Origin of the sequence: Neglectibacter caecimuris (genome assembly GCF_034335015.1) — a bacterium.
GTDB lineage: Bacteria > Bacillota > Clostridia > Oscillospirales > Acutalibacteraceae > Acutalibacter > Acutalibacter caecimuris_A.
Genome location: NZ_JAWXXK010000009.1, coordinates 95,025 through 112,914 on the forward strand (window position 1 = coordinate 95,025; position 17,890 = coordinate 112,914).

A 17,890-nucleotide genomic window follows, 5' to 3' on the forward strand; every position below is an offset into this window, starting at 1 on the left:
CCTATGGCAGAAAAAAAGGAATTTACATTGGAAGATATTTTAGAGGAGCAGCGCAGCCTGCGGGAAGAGGGTACGGCTTCGTCTCCGTCTGAAAAGGCGGCGGCGCCGGAAGAGCTTCCGAAGGAGGCTCCCGCCCCGCGCCGTCCCGCTATGGAGGACACGGCGGACTTAAACGCTTTCGCCACAGGGAATTTCCAGGTGCCGCCGGAGGCGGCAGGGGAAGAGCCCCTCGCCGGAAAGCAGAAAAAGAAAAAGCGCGGCCTCTTTGGCAGAAAGAAAAAGACGCCGGATTTTGATGAGAGCGAGGATATGTACTACGGCCTCCAGCTCAAGCCCATCGATGAATACCGGAAGGGCTTCGACCCCGCCACCGGGGAATTTACCCTGGGCGAAGAGGGGTATAAGGCCCTGTTCGATGATTCCAAAAAGGCCATTGACGACGAGGTGGAGCAGAATTTCCAGCGGCTTCAGAAGGAGCGCCGCCGCCGGGTGGCGGAAGCGGTGCAGACTGCTGGCGTGGACGAAAGCCAGATCGCCGATGAATTCGGCGTGGTGGCCCCCATGCCGGTCACGGCCTTTGCCGCCGACCCCTATGCCAAACAGCACGGGATCGAGGTAGAGGGAGAAAACCTCGAGCAGGAGGGGATCTCCAGCCTGCAAAAGGCCATGTTGGAAACCTCCAGTGATCAAACCATGGAGATCAAGCTCAATGTATTAAACGATACCATCGAACTGCAGCGGGTGAAGGAGATGCCCGCCGTCAGCGAGGAATCGATCGATAAAATTCTGGAATCTGTGGAATATGGGGCTGAAGAGGCTGAGGAGACAGTCTATGAGGAACCTTCGCAGCCTACTCCGGTAGAGCTGGCGGAAGGCCCTGCGGAGGGAGAAGAAACGCCGATCGAGACGGTGGAAGAAAAGGCACAGGGGCTTTCCCAACAGGAAGCGGAGCGGCCCCAGGCAGAACCCAAAGCCGCCCCGGCGGAGCAAAAGGTCATTTCTGGCAGGCCCTTGGGAGAAATTCCCCAGATCGCCAGTATTTACGAATACCGTTCCCGCAGCATTCCCACCCATGTTATCAATGCGGACGTGCTGCAAAGCGCCCTGCTTTCCGAATCGGAGGGCCTGCGGCAGGCGGCGGAGGAGGAAGAACTCAGGCATGCGCCTCGCCGCCGGGTACGGAACAAAAAGCTGGAGGAGCAAAGAGAAGAGCAGGAACCGGTGGTCGATACCGGAGAGTCCATTGACGATTACACCGGCCCGGAGGACGCGAAATCCATTTCCCACGAGTTGAGAAGCGATATGCGGGAGCTCACCATGCGCATGATGATCACCGGCGTGTGCACGGCTCTTCTGGCCCTGGTGAATCTGATCTTCGGCGGCGGCGCCTCGGCGGACGGCGGCTCCATGACCATTGTGTACGTGGTGCTCACCGTGGTGTTTTTGTTCGTGGCGGTGGGCGTGTGCTACCGCACTGTGATAAACGGCCTGAAGGCTCTGTTCGCCCTGAATGCCAATTCCGACAGTGCCGCTGCCGTGGCGGCCGTAACGGTGGCGATCCAGGCGGTGGCCTCTATTTTCTTCCGGTCCGAGCTGGCGGATGGAAAGCTCCATCTCTATGCCGTGGTGCTCTCCGCGATCCTCTTTGTCAACGCGGCGGGCAAGCTCACCATGATCCGCCGGATCCACAGCAATTTCCGGTTTATTACCTCCCGGGAGCAGAAGTACAGCGTTCGGGTCTATGACGATTACAATACCTCTTTGAAAATGACAAAGGACTGCGTGGCGGAAAAGCCCTTGATCGCCTATCAGTGCAAGGCCGGCTTCTTAAAGCGGTTTTTGGAGCTTTCCTACAGCCCGGATCCTTCGGAGGCGGCCTCTCAGCTGCTGGCCCCGATCGGGCTGATCTCCTCCCTGGTGGTATGTATCGCCTGCCTGCTCATCACCCGGAACGTTCCCACTGCCCTCAGTGCCCTGTCGGCGGCCTCTTGCGCCTGCGTGGCGGTATCCAATATGGTTTCCGTGAACCTGCCCATCAGCCGCCTGTGTAAAACGGCCCGCCGGGCCGGAGCTATGGTAGTAGGGTTTGAAGCCGTGGAGCAGCTGGGCAATGTAAACGCCGTATTGGTAGACGCGGACGAGATCTTCCCCAGAGGCACGGTGGTGCTGGGCGGCATTAAAACCTTCGGCAACCGGGCCGGGGCGGAAAGCGCCATTATGGCGGCGTCGGCTCTGATGAAGGAGGTGGGCGGCCCCCTTTCCGGCGTGTTTGACCAGGTGATCAGTGAAAACGAGGACGCTCTGCCTGAAATAGAGGATATCACCTATGAAGCGGGTGGCGGCATTATTGGCCGGGTAGACGGAAGGAAGATCTATATCGGAGACCGCTCTCTGCTGATCAATCACCGCATTGAGGTGCCTGCCAGAGAAGAAGAAAGCCAGTATTCCTCCGGCAATAAGGTGGTAGTTTATATTGCGGTGGACGTAGAGGTGGCCGCCATGCTGGTGCTTACCTATTCCGCGGACCGCCGCCGGAAAAACGAGCTCCAGCGCTTGGAAGACAGCGGCATCAGCGTGTTGATTCGCACCACAGACCCCAATGTGACCGCCCAAATGGTGTCTAGGCTCTTCGGCATTGACGCCGCCTCTGTGGGAATTTTGGAAGGGGAGCTGGGCGATACCGCCCAAAAGCTGATAGAGGAGACCATTCCCAGGGCAGACGGCATTGTAGCTACCAAAGGCCGCGTGGAATCCATGATGAGCGTGGTTTCCGCCTGCGTAGAGGAAAAGCGTACCGCCGGCGTGGTGGTCGCCATTCAGAATACGGCGGTGATCCTGGGCTTTGTGCTGGTGGCCTTCATGGCCTGCTTCGGCGGCCTGCGCCAGCTTTCTTCCTTTATCCTGTTCGCCTTTGAGCTGTTCTGGCTTTTGGTGGTCATGGTGATCCCAAAGCTGAGAAAATAGAAAAGCGTAAAATAGAAAGAGAAAAAGAGTCGCTGCGAAAAGCATCATTTTGCAGCGGCTCTTTTCTTTCAGACGGTTACCTTGGGTTCTGGATTTTAGACGGTGATGCAGATGTAATGAGGAAGAAACAAGGAAGAAACAAGGAAGAAACAAGGAAGAAACAAGGAAGAAACAAGGAAGAAACAAGGAAGAAACAAGGAAGAAACAAGGAAGAAACAAGGAAGAGCAAGCGCCTCTCTGCCATTACTGATCAAAAAAGTGCAGAAAACTATCGCTTTCTTGGCACTTTCTCGAAGAATCTCGCCCTTTCTGACGACTAACTATTTACAGCTAATCACTAAAAAGCGGGATTCTTTGCAGCAGCAAAGTTTACTTTGCCGGGAAAGCGAAGCGTGCTTCGCTTTTTGCTCAGCAATGACAGGTGGAAAGTAAAAGCCTCGCCGCTAAATTCCAATTTAGCGAGCGTTGTTTGCAACCGGGCGCTGCTTGCAACGCCTGTGCCTTTGCCTTTCATTGCTCCTTTCAGGTTGCGAATGATTCTCCCGTTTCCTTTGCTCTTTTTAACTGCAGCAAGCCAAGCACTTTGCGGCTGATAATTTACACAGACATTCTTCGCTTATCGAGCGCCTTTTTACAAGCTGATTCTGTGCGTGGCCTATTTTGACTTGACTATCAAAATTTTAAGTGCTGTTTTTAGGAAAGTAAAAAGAGATAAAAACAGAGAAGCGGCCGTCCGTAACGCCATAGGACAGCTGCTTCTCCGATAAGAGAGGTGTGATTCACATACCGGTAACCCTCACCTTACAAAATTCATTATAATAAGGTGAGAAAGAATTGTCAAGACAACGCAGAATTTTTCGTTTTTCCTGCGGGAGCTTCCGTACTCCACAAATCGGAAATTTTCCGGAAAAGCTCGGAAAGCTCCGGCTGGCCGCTGAGCTTTGACAGGGCTTCTGTCCCTTCCTTCAGTTGGGTATGGTCCCTCGGTTTCCCTTCCTCCCGGTAGACCACAGCGCGAAAATAAGGCTTCAACGCCTCCAAAAGCTTCCATGCGGCTTCTTCCCTGGCGTCCTTTTCCTCCAAAATCAGGATTAGCCGCTGTGCCTGCTCAGAAAGCTCTGGGAGGCGGCTTCCGTTTACTCTCTTCGTGAGGGAAGAATTTTGATAGCAGGAATTTAGCAGAGTGAGTTTGGTGGAAAGCTCCGTGAAGGCCTCCCTGCTGTCGTTTCTGAGAACGGCTTTTTTCCAGTCCTCCGATTCCAGAATGGTTTGAACACGGAGAACGCTTTGAAAAATTTCCCCGGACATGGCGGATTTTCCTTCTGCCAGCTTCACCCAGGGAAAAATCATCGTGGCCAGCAAAAGCGCTGCGGCCAGTAAAAAGGGAATCAGGTGAATTTGTATTTTTTTCATTTAGTATACCTGATAATAACTTGAGCGATATTGTGTTGTGCCTATGATTTTATCTGTATATTGGAGAGTATAAGGATTTCGATCATAAACAGAAAAGTAGTATTTGTTTACGATTTCTTTTTGTCCGGCAGCCCTTTGAAGGTCTGACGGCTGTATAATATTGAAGTTAATAGTAATATAGTCTCCATCTCGACCAAGCTTATTGCTATCTGCAGAGGTTCTCCGACCACGGATAACTTTTCCATATACCGCTATTTGTCCTTTGGCAGTATCTTGGTACTCAATGCAGCCATTGTGGTCTTTTGGAACATACTCTATGGTATCCATAAGAGCTTTTGCTGATGCAAAAACTTGATTTGGAACGATACCAATACCTTCTTTCCAATTTATCTGTATTCCTGAATTATCTATATAAAGCTTGGAATCTGCTCGTCGCAAAAGTTGTTGATTGGACATAAGCCCAGTAGCAATAGCAATGTTAGACATACGCATATATGAATCGTAATAAGTTCGAGAGATCGTATTATTATGAGCATAATAAATATATTCCCCGGATACTGTAATCCTTAAAGAAGTTGCGCCGCCAGTAGCGAGATCTTGCCCCTTTAGTAAATTTTGGCATTTTCCATATACATATTCCCACATAATTAATCGTGTAGTCATATTTCCCGTACCGGGATATGGGGCTGTTTTTGCACAATACCCCACTTGAGGTTTAGCTGGATTATTAGCGCTTTCCCAAGGGCCTGCCTTTAAAAAAATAGTTGCAGGAGCCCCAGCTGGCAATCCTATGGGGGTAGCATTGGCAGAAGCAACGGGGGGTAAATTGTCAGACGGAAATTCGTTAACGCTTGTATTGCCAGCATGGTTAGAATAGGCATAAAATCTCCAAGATTCGCTGGAATGAACTAATTCCGAAAGAGTAATATCCTGGTTGCTTTCATCGGCAACAAGACAGTTTAAAGGGAAACTTTCTTGTTCTGCAGATACAGATGCAAGGTTATATAATGCGGTGTAAACCTCTTCATTATCAAGCTGGCTTTCAAAATACAGAATTTTATCATCCAGTTCTATAGCAAATTCAAATACATACTCCTTGTCTAAATTCTTATGAATTGGAAGCAATAATTCTCCAATAGCAGATGAAAATAAAGAAAAATTCAGTATCTTGTAATTTTGGCCCTCTTGTTTTTCAAATAAGACTGTTAGCTGCCCTGTTTCGTTTTGGGTAATAGATTCAGAAAAAAACACATATCCAGTCTGAGTAAGCGATAGCAATTTTTTGTTATTAAATAGAATGTCAGCAGATAAAGAAATTTTGCTATCTGAAATGGAGAAATTGTTTATGATCAAAGAGTAGGGCATTTGACTTCTTTTTTCTATCAAGGGTGTTTCTTCAACACATTCAATACCAAAAGCAGTGTTCAAAGCATATGCTTCTTCGTTAATCTCTGCGGCAGAAGAAGTATTTGTTACGGTATCAAATGTAGAATTATTACTTGTTGTAGTTTCAGCAAGTGCATGGCTGGAAAATTGAATTACCAAAACAGAAGATAGCAAAAAGGACAGAAATTTTTTCATAATTTGTAACTCCTTTCGCATAGGTGGGCAAATTTTTTTGTTTGTTGGATAAAGTAAAAACACCTCCGTTCTTAACAATTTTCCGTTTTGAAATAATACCCCTCCTTTTCCTGTTGTATTTCCTAAAGACTAGTTCTCCTTTTCACTATGAGAAAACAACAACATACTGCTATTTCTTTTTTTCTTCATCTTGAAAAACTGGGGAACTGTCCTTTTGCTCTTCTTGCAATTTTTCTCTCACCGCAGTTTCATCGGACTTATTCTTTTTGACTCCATAGATGAGATAGGCGAGGGAGCCGATTGCAAAATCTACCTTGATAAAAATATCCAGTGGAGAGCGGTGGGTAAAGAAATCGATCATTGCCCACAAAAACCAAACTGCGGCGCCGATTGCCGAAAAGATAATACCCTGGCCGGGATCGGGCTCGTATTTATATGGCAAGAGAATTTCCCCTTTCTTAAGAATAAAAAACGCTGTATTTTATTCAGCTGTCATTGCATTTTAGTTTTTTCCACAGGGCCCATATGACCAGCCCAAGACAAATGCAGGTATAGAATGACCAAAATATCAAAGCTACCGGAGAGACGATATCCTTTAAGGAAAAATAAATGATGTTAAAAATTCCGACAAACAGAAAGCAGAGCCTGGAAAGCAGCTCGCTGTTTTTGCTGAACCAGTCTTGCACTTAAGGAACACACCTTTCTTGAAAAAACTATGGGAAAACAGACTGCCGCTATTTCCTTCTTTCTTCATCTTGAAAAACTGGAGAAGTATCCTCTTTTTCCTTTTCCGGTTCTTCTTTCAGGCGATTCTTGCTTTTCCGGTTTTGTGAAATATCACGACCAACATTTAAAATTGAATAAGCTAAGACCAAAAAAATCAAAGAGCTACTGTAAAATAATCTTACGTGCGATACGACAAAGCAATCAATGATGATAGCTATGGTAAGGACGGAGCAGTACAGCCAGTCTTTTCCATTTTGAGATAGCACGAAATTCCTCCTTTTATAGAGATACTACAGATGAAGATTTTACATTGGTTTATTCCTCCTTTCTCCCCCAACAATTTTCCGTTTTGAAATGATACCGCCTCCTTTTCCTGCGTTATTTCCTAAAGACTAGTTCCTATTTTCACTATGAGAAAACACTTTGTCACTATTTTCTCTTTTCCTCATCTCGAAACACAGAACTATCTTGTTCGTTTTCGGATTTTTCCATGATTTCTCTAATTTCACGCTTGCTTTTTGCCTTTTTCCACCAGAGATAAAGCAGTGATCCAAGAAAAAACAGCAGTGAGATCGCGGTGACTATGATCGCCCCGATCGAGCCGAAGCTTATGATGTTAATACCAAGCGAGCAAACACTGCAAATCAGCCAGCTTTTGTAAAGGTCTGATACGGTAGGCTCGTATTTATATGGCAAGAGAATCTCCCCTTTCTTAAGAATAAAAAACGCTGTATTTTATTCAGCTGTCATTGCATTTTAGTTTTTTCCACAGGGCCCATATGACCACCCCCAGACAAATGCAGGTATAGAATGACCAAAATATCAAAGCTACCGGAGAGACGATATCCTTTAAGGAAAAATAAATGATGTTAAATACTCCGACAAACAGAAAGCAGAGCCTGGAAAGCACCTCTCTGTTTTTGCTGAACCAATCTTGCATTTAAGGAACACCCCTTTCTTGAAAAAACTATGGGAAAACAAACTGCCGCTATTTCCTTCTTTCATCATCCTGAAAAACTGGAGAAGTATCCTCTTTTTCCTTTTCCGGTTCTTCTTTCAGGCGATTCTTGTTTTTCCGGTTTTGTGAAATATCACGACCAACATTTAAAATGCAACATAAAAAAACGAAAATGATTAAATAGCTGCTGTAAAACAGTTTTACGTGTGATACAACAAAACAATCAACGATGATAGCGGCAACAAGAACAGAACAATGAAGCCAGTCTTTTCCGTTTTCAGATAACACAGAATTCCTCCTTTTATAGAGATACTACAGATGAAGATTTTACATGGGTTTATTCCTCCTTTCTCCCTCAACAATTTGCGTTAGAAGAAAGCCGCTTTGTCCAAAATCACTTTACGAAAAATTATTTCGGGCATTGTTAAATTTTCAAGGGCTAAAAAACAAAAATGTGATAAGACATTTTTCAAAAGGACGCGTTAATATTGCTCTGTACTGATTTTACACCTCAATCAAGGAAAAGTCAATAAAATTCACTAAAAAATTAAGAAAACAGAAAAATACCATAGAAAATTTGCACTAAGCAGGAAACCGCCGCGGCAGGGAAGAAGCAAAGGCATACCGCCCAGATTCATTTTTCTTCTGTTTTAGTTTTTTAGATATCTTGACAATTTTTTCCGCCGCCGATACAATAAGAGAAAAGGAACCTCGGTGTTTTTTGAAAGCGCCGAAGTGGGGAAAGCTGTACGCTTTCTCTGTTGGTACAAGTTCTGAATCTTGCTTGACGGAAAGGAAGATGCCGCGTGGAAAAAAAGCGCTCAAAGGACGGAAAATTTGTGATCGTGGAAAACAGGAACGGTCCTGCCCTGGGCTTCAGCCCGGATTCCGGGGTGGAGCTTCTGGAGCGGGACGGCTGTTATTTTAAGGACCTGGCGAAAACCGGGGAGCTTCTGCCCTATGAGGACTGGCGGCTTCCCCCGAAGGAAAGGGCGAAGGATCTGGCCTCCCGCATGACGGTGGAGCAGATCGCCGGGCTGATGCTCTATTCCCCCCATCAAATGGTACCGGCCATGCCCTTTGGCCCCTTCCCCGGCACCTATGGCGGAAAGACCTTCCCGGAAAGCGGGGAAAAGCCCTGGGCCCTGACCGACCAGCAGAAGGCTTTGCTGGAAAAAGACAATATCCGGCACATTCTGGCCATGAAGCTGGAAAACGCCGATACCGCCGCCCGGTGGAACAACGAAATGCAGGCCATGGCGGAAAGCCTGCCCCTGGGCCTGCCGGTGAACACCAGCAGCGACCCCCGCCACGGCGCGGCCTCCTCCGGCGCGGAATACCGGGGCGGCGCGGGCGGCGACGTTTCCAAGTGGCCCGAGGGCCTTGCCATGTCCGCTACCTTCTCCCCGGAGCTGTGCAGGCGCTTCGCGGAGATCGCTTCCAGGGAGTACAGGGCCATGGGCATCGCCACCGCCCTTTCTCCCCAGATTGACCTTGCCACCGAGCCCCGCTGGATGCGTTTCGGCGATACCTTCGGCGAGCACGCCGGGCTTTCCGCCGATATGGCAAGGGCATACTGCGACGGCATGCAGACCACCGAGGGGGAGAAAACCGGCTGGGGTCGGGACAGCGTAAACGCCATGGCGAAGCACTGGCCCGGCGGCGGTACCTGCGAAGGGGGAAGAGACGCCCACTACGCCTGGGGCAAATACGCGGTATATCCCGGCAATAATTTTGAAGAACACCTGAAGCCCTTTTTGGAGGGGGCCTTCCGGCTTTCCGGCCCCACCGGCGCCGCCTCCGCCGTTATGCCCTACTATTCCGTGCCCTGGGGACAGGATCAAAAGAATGGCGAAAACGTGGGAAATTCCTACAGCGAATACATCATTCACGACCTGCTTCGGGAAAAGTACGGCTACGAGGGCGTGGTCTGTACCGACTGGGGCATTACCGCCGACCACGGGGAAGGCGTAGAGGGCTTTGCCAGCCGCTGCTGGGGCGTGGAGGAATTAAGCGAGGCGGAGCGCCACCTGCGCATTCTCATGAACGGCGTGGATCAGTTCGGCGGCAACGCGGAGGCCGGCCCAGTGCTGGAGGCCTACCGCCTGGGCTGTGAGAAATACGGGGAAGAGACCATGCGCAGGCGGTTTGAGGAATCCGCCGTGCGGCTGCTTCTCAACACCTTCCGCTGCGGGCTTTTTGAAAACCCCTATCTCGACCCGGAGGAGAGCGCGGCTTTGGTAGGCTGCGAGGAATTCTGCCGGGAGGGCTATGAAGCCCAGCTGAAATCGGTGATCCTGCTGAAAAATAAAGAAAACGTGCTGCCCCTGAGAAAGGGCGTGAAGGTTTACGTGCCCCGCCGCCACATAGACGCCACCCCCGCCTTCTTCCGCAACATGGACGAGGCCCGGGACTTTGACCCGGTTCCCAAAAGCCTGCTTTCCAAATATTTCACCGTTGTGGATACCCCGGAGGAGGCGGACGTGGGGCTGGTGTTTGTGGAAACGCCCATTACCAATCCCTATGAGACCAGCGACCGGGAACGTGGCGGCAACGGCTACCTCCCCGTCAGCCTGCAATTTTCTCCCTACACGGCGGAAAAGGCCAGAGAGCACAGCATTGCCGGGGGAGATCCTTACGAGGATTTCACCGACCGGGGCTACCGGGGCAAAACGGTGCGGGCCGCCAACGAGCGGGATCTAGCCAACATTCTGGAAACCAAGGACCGCATGGGCGAAAAGCCGGTCATCGTCATTGCCGAGCTGAATAAGCCCATGGTCATGGCGGAATTTGAACAGGAGGCGGCAGGAATTGTAGCCCATTTCGGCGTACAGGCCCAGGCCGAACTGGACATTCTGGTGGGAAACGCGGAGCCCGGCGGCCTGCTGCCTATCCAGCTGCCCAAGGATATGGACACCGTGGAGACCCAGCAGGAGGACGTTCCCTTCGATATGCTTCCCTATACGGACGAGTGCGGGAACACCTATGATTTCGGCTTCGGCCTGAATTGGAGCGGCCCTATTTCAGACGGCAGAACAGAAAAGTATAAAAGATAGTGTTTGTCAGGCTTGCGGGGGCCGGCAGCTTTGGCGGCCCGCAAAGGGAAAAATATTGTGGGAATGGATAAGGAGAAACCTATGATTTGCAGAAACTGTCACAGAGAAATACCGGAGAATACACGGTTCTGCCCGTTTTGCGGAGCGCCCGTGCAGCCCGCGGCCCCTGCCGCCCCTGTTTCTCAGGGAAGACCGGAAGCGGGGCATCAGCAGGTTCCCCAGAACGCCTGTCCTCAGCAGCCTGTCGTTCCGCCCCAGGCTCCTTACATACCCCAGCAGGGGCCTTATGAATCTCAGCAGGCCGGACAGGCGCCCCAGCAGCCCGGCTATGGCTATGCGCCTGCGCCGTCTGCCGCGCCTCAGTTTGCGCCGGGCGGCTTTCCGAAGCAGCCCTCCAAAAAGAAGACCCGCTGGATCGTCCTGGGAAGCGTTGGGGGCTTTCTTGTAGTGGCTGGTATTGCTTTGGCCTGTTTTCTGGGGTGGTACAACGCTCCCCTCCAGGTCTACAACCGGGCTATGGGGACGGAAGACTATGAAACGGCCGGGCTTCAACTGGAGCTTTTAGATGACGAAAACAGGCTTCAGGCTATCGACCGGTTCACAGAGCTGGCAGAAAACGCCTATGAAGAGTACAACTGGGGAGAAATTGCGTATGAAGAAGCGGAAGCGCTGATTAAAACCTTGTCCACTTACTGTACAGAAAACGGACTGCCGGGGCTTGTGCAGGATCTGAAAGTGCTGCGGCAATCCAAAGTAGATTTTGAGAAGGCTGTAGAAGCGGAAAAGAAGGGAGAGGATACAGAAGCCTTTTCGTACTATAATAAGGTGGTAGAGGACGACTTGCAGTATGAAGCGGCCCAAGGAAAGGTGAAAGCCTTTTGTCAGTCGTACAAGCGGGATCTTTTGCTGGCGGTAGAGGCGTACGATGCTCAAGGTGATTATGAAGCAGCTGCCAGTGCGCTGGAGCAAAGTTTAGAGATTTTGAACGGTGATGAGGAGATTTATGACCTGATTGGAAAATATGAGGTAAAGGCGTGGAAAAAACAGAAAGAAGAGCGTGGCTTTACAGCTGAGGGCAAGTTTAAGACCATGGAAGAGTATGTTCAGTCTGATCTTGTGCAATTGCAGTTGAAAAACTTGCGGGAAATGACAGATCCAGACATCCTAGAAGTTGAAATATCTGGGCAGGAAAACAAGCTTATTTATACTTATATTTATAAAGACATATATGATGTGGATGAGAAGGCCTTTGTGGAAGCTGTGAGAAGTTATTTAGATGATAAAGATTTAAGCGAAAAATATGCTAGCATGGCAAATCTCTTAAAGACCCTGGTGGAAGTAGAAGACCCCGTTATTGTCCTCAAATATATAGCGGAAGATGGCACAGAACTTTACTCTAAGGAATATCGAGGTTCCTGATATGGAAATAGAGCGGATCGACAATTACAAGGACTCCCGGTTTCGGGAAGAGGCTCTGCGCCAGCACGGGTGTTTTCTGGTGGATGGCATTCCCTGCGAGGTGGAAATTACAGGGGAAACCACAGCCGTGATCCGGCTGGGAGAGCTTCCCGAAAGCGGGGAAGCGTACAAGGAGCTGATAGAAACCTTTCGCTTTTACGCGGAGCATATTACACGGTTTCTGAAAGAAGATGGAACGCTGATCGCCGAATTTCCCCCGGTAGAGCTGTTTCCGGTAACGCTTTCGGAAATTCAGCCCTCTCAGTTTTTTGTAGACGAGGAAAAGCTGCGGGCGGTGGAGGATTTTATTTCCGCCTGGGAGGAAATCGTCATTCCCTTGATCCGTTATGGAGAACGGTACCTTTCCTGCGATGGCCACACCCGGCTGTATCTGGCGGCAAAAAAGGGTTTTCCCACAGTTCGGGGCTTTCTGGCGGAGGAAAACGAGGTGCTGCTGGAATTCGCCGCGGAGGCCCAAAAGCGGGGCGTGTTCACCCCTATGGATTTGAAGCTTCTCCCCCATGAGGAATACGAGCAGCAGTGGAACCGCTTCTGCGAGGAGTTTTTCAGGGAACGGGAGGAAAGGAATCATTAGCAATTAAAAATGAGCAATGAGCAGGCACACATGTTCCTGTTTGGTACGGGAGAATATAGTTATTTTGCCGACCACAAGGAAGATGATAATAGTCGTTAGCTGTTAGTTGTTAGTCGTTAGAGAAGGGCGAGATTCTTCACCGCCTTTGGCGGCTCAGAATGACAGAAGTGAAATATGCGACTTACCCTTAAATTATGATTTAGCGAACTAGTTGTTAGTCGTTAAAAAAGGTCAAGGTCTCTTCTTTGTCATTACTGAGGAAAAGAAGTTTCACTTCTTTACGAAGAATCTCGACCTTAATTTTTCCTTGGAATATTTAACGAAAAAAGTGGGTGCTTTCGGGGAAAAGCATTGTACTATAAGCCCCAAAAACAAGAGAGGGAGGAGCTGCCAATATACGGCGGTTCCCCCCCCCCTTTTTTTTTCTGAAAGAAATTTTCACGGTTGTTTTTGATTGAACTTAACGGGCCGGTTCCGTCCTTGCCCTTGATTTTGCCGAAATCATTGATATGGCTGCAATACGCCATATCCGCATTGTATAAGAAGCCATTTCCCTGCGCAAGGTATTTTTTGCGGGGGCCAGCCACTTTTTTTCATAGTCACATCGGTCATAGGGAACAAGGGGAATAGCGGAAAGTGTGTATACAGCCGCCTGCCCTTCCGTGGAAAGCTCTTCCTCGTCCGCATAGTGAAAGGCGTTTTCCATGCCTATCATTTTCGTGGTATCAAAGAGCAGAAGAAATCTGTAAAGCAGAATCGCGGTGTCTTCCCTGGTCATGGGATGCTCCGGCTGGAAACTTTTTTGGAAAAAAGGATCAAGAAGCCCCTTCTCTCTGGCCCATATGGCATACCGGCTGTAAAACCTGCCGGGGTCAATATCCGCAACGCTGTACGATTCTTCCAGCTTTATCCCGGAAAGCTTCTCGTATACTCTTCCCAGAAAAGTAACGGATTCCGCCAGGGTCACCGGTTTCCTGGGAGAGAATTGTTCCGGAGCGGTTCCATAGAAGAAACCGAGCTCCCACCCAGCATATATGACGTCATCATAAAAGCCCTCCTTCCCCAGAGAGACATCGGCAAACCAAGAAACGGCAGATTCTGTTTTTGCCAAGGCTATGGAACTGCTTTGCAGGATCAGAGCCGTGGAAACGATCAAAAGCAGAAGCTTATGCAGGAGTCGTTTCATAAATATTCCTCTCAACCGGTAGGGCGGAAAAATAAAACTGCCGGAATAAAGCTTGCAGAGAGCTATCCCGCTGTTTCAGAAGAGCCGTTAAACTCTTTGAAGCAGGGTTTTCATTAGAGTGCCCTCCCAGATTATTCAGGTAGAGCCTGCCAGATTGGTTCCTTCGTAACGTAATATTCCAGTTCCTCGCCCTCGGCAACAAGTGTGCCGTTTTCGTAATAAACCTCCACATGGTCTTTCCCAGAGCCGGTCAAACATAACTTAGTTTCCGTATTGTCCGGGCGCTGATAGGAAACCTCAAATTCGGAAAGATCACCGTCCAGAATGGCGGTGCCGCTTTGGAATAAAACAGCTTTGGTGATTGCAGTGGCGGAGACAGTGACGCCCGGAGAGGGATACGTGCATCTGCCCGTATAAGCGTTTGTATCGTTTATGCTGAGAGAAATGTCCGTGCCTGGGTTCAGGGAATATTCAAACATGTAATACCGGCTGGAAAGGACCTCCAATTCTGTCATCGCGCCGAAACCAATCGCAAAATGAGCGCGATAGATTTTCATATTCCCATAATACAAGTAAGTAATACCATTACATAGATAGTCTCCGTCATAGTGAAAAGTTTCTTCTTCTGCGTTGGTAATACATAGTCCCTTGTAGCTGTTAAAATATAAGTTTGTATAGTCAGCAGGATTGTAGTTATCAGGCCGGGGAGAATACCCTTTGATCCAAGGTCTGGAAGCTAAGGAATCGCTTTCGCAGCTACACAGAAAACAAAGCGTCAGAAGCAGCAGGAAAAGCTTGTGAAGCAGGGGTTTCATTAGAGTGCCCTCCCAGGTTATTCAGACAAAGAGCTTTCTTCCGGTTCAGGAATCAATGAAGAAGAGGCTTCCTCCACCACCGCTTCAGCAGTGTGAACCGTTGTATGCCTGACGCCGGACGCATCGGTTTTGGTTACGGTATACTGTTCCATTTCTCCGGCGGCGCTGAGCAGGCCATCGGTATAATCGATTTTTACGGCGTGCCCGTTTTTCCCGGAAAGCCTTTGAGTATCAGCTTCTTCCGCACAGTAATAGCCCACTTCAAACTCCTCCAGGCAGTGTTCCAGCTCCATGGAACCGTTGCTGCTCAGTACAGCGGAGCCGGAAAAGCCAGTGGCGTATTGGAAGCGGTATTGATCTACAATGGTAAAATACTGGCTCTGTTCTTCGGGGCTTTTCACTGTAAAGGTTTTGCTGAGGGGAACTTCCAGGTGTACCTGAAGGGGGCCTTCCAATGATGGGTCGGAAGTCATAAATCTCCATATCACCGGTAAAGCCGTTTTCTCTGCTCCATTCCAGAGTTTCCCCGCAGTCGTTGGTAATAATGAGGCCGTCCTGAAGATAGAAGCCGATCGTGGAGTAGGTGTTAGGGTCACGGCGCTCCTCTTCCATAGTGGCAAAGGCCTCCGGCAAAGTATTGCTTTCCATGGAAGGCTCATCTAAAGAGAGTGTTCCAGAGGAGTAATTTTTCAAATTTTGATATCCGTCAATATCAAGATAGTTAAACTTGTTTAGTTCATTGATTTCCTTCCCGTTTTCAGTATAATTAGCCAATGCGTGTAAGGTTAAAAAATGGGTACCGTCAGGAAGGTGATAATAGCCATCTTTTATAGTAATAGCCCATTGGCTTGTCTGTGCGGTGTTGGGATCATAAACCTTCCAGTAATAGCGATCACCGGTACTGTTCCACGTACAGGAATTCACAATAACAGCGTGATGCACTTCGTCAGTGTCATTCACGGAAATGTAAGACAATAGAGCGGGTCCTTTTGCAAATTGCAATTTTTTGACGGTATTGTTAAATTCTTGTGAAGTATTAGTGGTCCAGACATCGTGCGAAATGCCGCAAAGGTTATCATAGTGCTGCGCAAGGTGGTAATAGGTCAGGGCGCTTTCCTGTTCTGTTCCCGGTTTTGCGCCGATCTGAGAAATGGAGGTGGCGCACATACCGAAGCAATGGCCTTTCCACGAAGAGTTTCTCCAGTAGTCTAACTCTTTTATTGCATTATTATAAACCTTCTTACTTTCGGTAGTATAGTATTTATTATAAACCCTATTCTTTGCCTTTGTATAATGATTGTTGGTCATATAGTATTTTGAAGAAAAATTACTGCTGACATTTCGGAACTTAAAGTGATCCTTTCCGGAAAGGATTCGCTCCACATTGGTGCCGAAGGCGGTCAGGGCAAAGGCTGCTTCTCCTCGGGTCATATGGGAGGTAGGCCTTATTTTGTTAGAGGGTGTTTCCAAAAGGCCGTTGGCAATAGCCCAGCCTACGGATTCCTTGGCAAAATTGGAAACGCTGCCGGAATCGGCATATCCGGTGTAGGAATCGCTTTTTGTTACGGTAGTGGTAGTCTTTTTGGAAAAGCGTTGGAAAAAGCAAGAGGCCTGTTCTCTGGTCACATTTTGGTTGGGAGAAAAGGTGGTATCAGTCGTTCCGGCAACAATACCCTGATTTGCCGCCCAGATTACAGCCTTGCGATAATAAGCGGTAGCGGGAACATCCGTAAAGGGCGTGCTGTTGGTGGTTACAGCAGGAGACCCGGCTTTTCTGTAAAGAATGGAAACGATCATAGCCCGGGTAAGGCCGGTACCGGGGGAAAACTGGGTACTGGTAGTTCCCACCATCAGGTTATTGTCGGAAACATAATTGATTGCGTCCAGGTAAGCATTTGATCCAGAGACATCGGAAAAGGCGGTAGCTTCTGCCGGTATGGCGGCGGTTGCAAGCAGAGTAGAAGCAAGAAGAACCATACTCAACAGCTTTTTTGCTTTTTTGAATCGTTTCACAAACCAAAAATAGTGGTTCTGTCTTTTTTCTTAATTTTGAGTAAGAAAAGCGTCAAAAAAAGATTTCTAGACAGTTTTTGGGGTCACATTAACCATATCAAAAATTTCGCTTTGTGAATATTCGCAAAAATTAAAAATTTTGGAAGAAATATTTTACAGTAAATAAGGGAGTGTTTTTCGAGGGTGTGTTGTATAATATAAGTCCCCAAATAAGAGAGGGCGAGGCTGCCGATGTCAGGCAGCCCCGCTCCTTTTCTGAAAGAAATTTTTACGCGTTATAAACAAACCGTTACGTCCCGGAGCTCCGGGTTTACGGCCAGGAGAACGCCTTCCCCGGTCTGCTCCGCGGCGGCGCCGGAAACTTCCTTTACGCTGCTGATATTGCGAAGCAGGAGCTTCAGGTTTTCGGCTTCATCTTAACTATAAATGTGCATATCGATAAATGTCACTAAATTTATTGTATGATTTGTACAATTTAACAATTTACAAACTCTGCAAAAAGTGATAAGCTTTTAAGTGAAAAAACGAGACTTTTAGTAGCTTTCTCGGAATACTTTGGGAGTATGAGCAAAAAATAATAATCACCATAATCAAGGAGGAAGAAGCGTTATGAAAAAATGGAAAGCTGCGGCCCTGATGCTTATTTTTGTCCTGTTTTGCGTCACAGCAGGAAACCGCTCTGCCCTTGCATCGGACAATGTGATTTCTCAAGCCGATGCACCGGAAACAGTATCCGCCGCGGAAATGGACGAGCTGTTTCAGGAAAACGGAGTGGACTATTATGCTTACATGAAGCTTGCCGATGCGGAAGCTTCTCTTGAGCCTGTCATTCTGGAGGCTCGCCGAAGAGTGATGAACCGTTTTGACGGCTGGGCCGCCGATGGCATTGAAGCTTACGTAACAGATCTGGAGGGAAATATCATTGAAAGAGTTCCGGAATTTCATGAGTTGTTCCCTTCAGACTGGGAACAGCCAAAGTGTTTTTAACGACCAGGTTTTCTATGACTTTTACTCGTTGCTTAAATGATAGGAGGAGCTATATATGAAAAAACGCATTTAGCGCATTCGGTTTATATTTGCCTGTTTCTTATCTTTAGTTCTATTATCCACTACTTCTCTTTCTGC

The 17,890-nt window shown here is 48.4% G+C and carries 17 protein-coding genes and 1 pseudogene; 7 read left to right on the forward strand and 11 right to left on the reverse strand.

Annotated elements, in window-relative coordinates:
* Window positions 1-3: 3 nt before the first annotated feature.
* A complete protein-coding gene (locus tag U8T64_RS12270) occupies window positions 4-2,964 on the forward strand; it encodes a hypothetical protein (RefSeq protein WP_322183877.1) in 2,961 nt (986 codons plus the stop codon).
* A 116-nt stretch (window positions 2,965-3,080) separates the two neighbouring features.
* On the forward strand, window positions 3,081-3,284 hold the full coding sequence (locus tag U8T64_RS12275; protein WP_322183879.1) for a hypothetical protein: 204 nt from the start codon (window positions 3,081-3,083) through the stop codon (window positions 3,282-3,284).
* A gap of 17 nt (window positions 3,285-3,301) precedes the next feature.
* Here the strand turns inward: U8T64_RS12275 and U8T64_RS12280 are convergent, their stop codons facing one another.
* From U8T64_RS12280 to U8T64_RS12310, 7 genes are all read right to left on the reverse strand, one after another.
* Window positions 3,302-3,478, reverse strand: a complete 177-nt coding sequence (locus tag U8T64_RS12280) for a hypothetical protein (RefSeq protein WP_322183881.1) — start codon at window positions 3,476-3,478, stop codon at window positions 3,302-3,304.
* A 323-nt stretch (window positions 3,479-3,801) separates the two neighbouring features.
* Window positions 3,802-4,377 (reverse strand): hypothetical protein, encoded by a 576-nt coding sequence (locus U8T64_RS12285; RefSeq protein ID WP_322183883.1) that lies wholly within the window; start codon window positions 4,375-4,377, stop codon window positions 3,802-3,804.
* Window positions 4,378-5,958, reverse strand: a complete 1,581-nt coding sequence (locus U8T64_RS12290) for a hypothetical protein (RefSeq protein WP_322183885.1) — start codon at window positions 5,956-5,958, stop codon at window positions 4,378-4,380.
* Between the two features lie 169 nt (window positions 5,959-6,127).
* Window positions 6,128-6,400 (reverse strand): lung seven transmembrane receptor family protein, encoded by a 273-nt coding sequence (locus tag U8T64_RS12295; RefSeq protein WP_322183887.1) that lies wholly within the window; start codon window positions 6,398-6,400, stop codon window positions 6,128-6,130.
* Window positions 6,401-6,692: 292 nt separating this feature from the next.
* On the reverse strand, window positions 6,693-6,950 hold the full coding sequence (locus U8T64_RS12300; protein WP_322183889.1) for a hypothetical protein: 258 nt from the start codon (window positions 6,948-6,950) through the stop codon (window positions 6,693-6,695).
* Window positions 6,951-7,113: 163 nt separating this feature from the next.
* Window positions 7,114-7,380 (reverse strand): hypothetical protein, encoded by a 267-nt coding sequence (locus U8T64_RS12305; RefSeq protein ID WP_322183891.1) that lies wholly within the window; start codon window positions 7,378-7,380, stop codon window positions 7,114-7,116.
* 292 nt (window positions 7,381-7,672) lie between these two features.
* A complete protein-coding gene (locus U8T64_RS12310; protein WP_322183893.1) occupies window positions 7,673-7,930 on the reverse strand; it encodes a hypothetical protein in 258 nt (85 codons plus the stop codon).
* A 518-nt stretch (window positions 7,931-8,448) separates the two neighbouring features.
* Here U8T64_RS12310 and U8T64_RS12315 point away from each other — a divergent pair.
* The 4 genes and pseudogenes from U8T64_RS12315 (at window position 8,449) to U8T64_RS12325 (ending at window position 12,751) form a co-directional block, all read left to right on the forward strand.
* Window positions 8,449-10,698: a glycoside hydrolase family 3 protein gene (locus tag U8T64_RS12315; protein ID WP_322183895.1), complete on the forward strand. Its 2,250-nt coding sequence runs from the start codon at window positions 8,449-8,451 to the stop codon at window positions 10,696-10,698.
* A gap of 81 nt (window positions 10,699-10,779) precedes the next feature.
* Window positions 10,780-10,845: pseudogene (locus tag U8T64_RS13905) on the forward strand (zinc-ribbon domain-containing protein); the annotation flags it as partial.
* A 300-nt stretch (window positions 10,846-11,145) separates the two neighbouring features.
* Window positions 11,146-12,117 (forward strand): DUF4854 domain-containing protein, encoded by a 972-nt coding sequence (locus U8T64_RS12320; protein WP_322183897.1) that lies wholly within the window; start codon window positions 11,146-11,148, stop codon window positions 12,115-12,117.
* A gap of 1 nt (window position 12,118) precedes the next feature.
* A complete protein-coding gene (locus U8T64_RS12325) occupies window positions 12,119-12,751 on the forward strand; it encodes a hypothetical protein (RefSeq protein ID WP_322183899.1) in 633 nt (210 codons plus the stop codon).
* 460 nt (window positions 12,752-13,211) lie between these two features.
* Here the strand turns inward: U8T64_RS12325 and U8T64_RS12330 are convergent, their stop codons facing one another.
* From U8T64_RS12330 to U8T64_RS12345, 4 genes are all read right to left on the reverse strand, one after another.
* The gene (locus U8T64_RS12330; protein ID WP_322183901.1) at window positions 13,212-13,937 is read right to left on the reverse strand and encodes an S-layer homology domain-containing protein; all 726 of its coding nucleotides are present in this window, start codon (window positions 13,935-13,937) and stop codon (window positions 13,212-13,214) included.
* Window positions 13,938-14,068: 131 nt separating this feature from the next.
* A complete protein-coding gene (locus U8T64_RS12335; RefSeq protein ID WP_322183902.1) occupies window positions 14,069-14,752 on the reverse strand; it encodes a hypothetical protein in 684 nt (227 codons plus the stop codon).
* Between the two features lie 17 nt (window positions 14,753-14,769).
* Window positions 14,770-15,045 carry a hypothetical protein gene (locus U8T64_RS12340; RefSeq protein ID WP_322183904.1) on the reverse strand — a complete coding sequence of 92 codons (276 nt, stop codon included), beginning with the start codon at window positions 15,043-15,045 and terminating at the stop codon, window positions 14,770-14,772.
* Window positions 15,014-16,729: an S-layer homology domain-containing protein gene (locus tag U8T64_RS12345; RefSeq protein ID WP_322183996.1), complete on the reverse strand. Its 1,716-nt coding sequence runs from the start codon at window positions 16,727-16,729 to the stop codon at window positions 15,014-15,016. Before U8T64_RS12345 ends, U8T64_RS12340 begins: the two co-directional genes overlap by 32 nt.
* Before the next feature lie 645 nt (window positions 16,730-17,374).
* On the opposite strand from U8T64_RS12345, the gene U8T64_RS12350 reads away from it, so the two are divergent.
* Window positions 17,375-17,752 carry a hypothetical protein gene (locus U8T64_RS12350; RefSeq protein WP_322183906.1) on the forward strand — a complete coding sequence of 126 codons (378 nt, stop codon included), beginning with the start codon at window positions 17,375-17,377 and terminating at the stop codon, window positions 17,750-17,752.
* The last annotated feature ends 138 nt before the right edge of the window (window positions 17,753-17,890 follow it).